This is a genomic window from Arthrobacter sp. 10T413_2 (assembly GCF_056394205.1).
In genome coordinates this window covers 1-1126 of sequence record NZ_JBFTHK010000357.1, presented here as the reverse complement: position 1 = coordinate 1126, position 1126 = coordinate 1, and the positions used below count along the sequence as shown (strand labels likewise).

Below are 1126 nucleotides of genomic sequence, written 5' to 3'. Positions count from 1 at the left end.
GTGCGTCCCAGTCGGTTCCCACGCCCCAGACCCATGATCCGGCACGGGTGGTGCTCAGGCTGGCGTTCGGGGCTCCGGAGGCGGCGCTGGCCCCGGCCGTGGCGCCGTTGGTGGTGTCGGCGTTGTTGAACGCCACGACGGTCATGGCTKACTGCCACGAGCCCGAGTTCTGGGTGGCGGTAATGGTKGCATTGGTCAGCGGGGCGGGTGAGACGGCCTGCCATATTTCGGCGGTGCCGGCCTGGGCGTTGGTGCGCCGGCGCAGCGTCCAGGTCAGGCCGCCGCCGCTGACCGATCTGATGGATTCGGTGCCGCCGCCGCTGGGGCCGTCGGAGCTGATGAAGGCAAGGATGAGCTGGTTGCTACCGGTCGTTGTGAGGCCGGCGGCGCTGACGGTGGCGGCGTTGGTGCCCTGATGGGCKCTCACGAGTTTGTCGACGGTGATGGTCCGCACGCCGGAGGCTGTGGCTGTCGCGGTGTTCGAGGGGGCACTGACGTTGCCGGCCGCGTCCTGTGCCGTGACGGTGTAGCTGTAGGTGGTGCCGGCCACGACCGATCCGTCGACGAAGGACGTGCCGGTAGCGGTGCCGATCGCTGCCCCGTTGCGGGAGATGTTGTAGCGGGTGACGCCCACATTGTCCGTGCTGGCACTCCAGGCCAAGGAGATCTGGCCGGCGCCAGCCACAGCGGAGAGGTTCGTGGGAGCCGTCGGGGCCGTCGTGTCAGCCAATACCACTGCTTGGGATTCATTTGAGGGTGGGCTCAAGTTCGAAGCGGCGTCTTCTGCTTTCACCTGGTAGTAGTACGTGCCGGCAGCTAGAGCTGCGTCCTGGTAGGTCGTGGTTGACCCGTTCACCTGCGMGATTTGGTTGGCGGGCCCGGGAGTAAAGCCCGGCGTGGCCGAGCGGTAGATGTCATATTTGGCGACGCCGACATCATCCGTCGATGCGGTCCAGCTCAKGGCTGCCTGCCCGACACCGCCGACCGACGACAKGCTCGAGGGTGGGGTGGGGGCTGTCGTGTCCTCGAACGGAGCGGGGAAGCGGACCATGGATGCCGCCGAGGGGACACCGTTGTTGTCGACTATGGAAAGCATGTAATAGCCCGGCGGGGCATAGTTGCCATT

The 1126-nt window shown here is 66.7% G+C and carries 1 pseudogene; it reads right to left on the bottom strand.

The window, feature by feature from the left end:
- Positions 1 to 1096, bottom strand: a pseudogene (locus AC1DBQ_RS23420) (hypothetical protein); the annotation flags it as partial.
- Between the last annotated feature and the right edge of the window lie 30 nt (positions 1097 to 1126).